The following is a 741-nucleotide window of genomic DNA, read 5'->3' as shown; positions in this document are numbered from 1 at the left end:
TAACGTTCAGGTATTCACGAACTTGCGCAGCAAGTTGTCACTGAATCTGCTACTTCTGCCAAAAAGCATCAAAGTGACCAAGGCGTAGCCGACGCGTGAATACTGTGTTATCAGATGTCGGCGACTTCTTCGAACTTCTTATAATAATGGTTTCTTAGGTTTCCATCCGATTTCTTGACTCCAGCGATTTGCCCTTAGCATAATGCTCCATACTACTTCTGTTTTTCCTTCAACATAGTTTTCTCTTTTATTTGTAAATTGGTTTGCAAGTTCATATTTGACCTTTGCATATTCATTTCTTTCATTTTCATGTTCCCTCAAATAATCTCTAAATAATAAATTAAATTGTTCTGACCAACTCCCCCATTCCCGTACGTGGATATGGGTTCTTCTCATACCTTCTGTTTCTCTGAAATATTTCTTAGTCAAATCTAGGTTGTCTTGTCTATAAACAAATCCTAAAGAATTTAGTCCTTTTATAACTTCGTCGATCTGATGAATATCCATCACGGATATTTGAATATCAATAATCGGTTTAGCTGCCAGACCTGATATTGCTGTTGATCCTATATGATCGATTCTTATTATTGAAGTTCCGAACTGATTTATGACCTTACTGCGGAGTGCCTCAAAAATCAACGGCCACTCATCGTTGTAAGATTCAATGATTACTGGATCCTTCATCTTCGTCATCACCTACTAATAAATATTTTTTGATATTCCGCCGATTTCTGATAACGT

1 protein-coding gene is annotated in these 741 nt (G+C 36.8%); it reads right to left on the bottom strand.

Annotation, left to right across the window (positions count from 1 at the left end; all coding sequences use genetic code 11):
• Window positions 1-138: 138 nt before the first annotated feature.
• A complete protein-coding gene (locus AC1TO5_RS21250) occupies window positions 139-684 on the bottom strand; it encodes a GrpB family protein (RefSeq protein ID WP_482064824.1) in 546 nt (181 codons plus the stop codon).
• Between the last annotated feature and the right edge of the window lie 57 nt (window positions 685-741).

This window comes from Paenibacillus sp. Y930, assembly GCF_056786375.1.
This window is presented reverse-complemented; position numbering and strand designations above follow the sequence as displayed.

Excerpts from the sequence above, each read along its gene's own strand:
- AC1TO5_RS21250 (WP_482064824.1), bottom strand. The coding sequence starts at position 684 with ATGAAGGATCCAGTAATCATTGAATCTTACAACGATGAGTGGCCGTTG.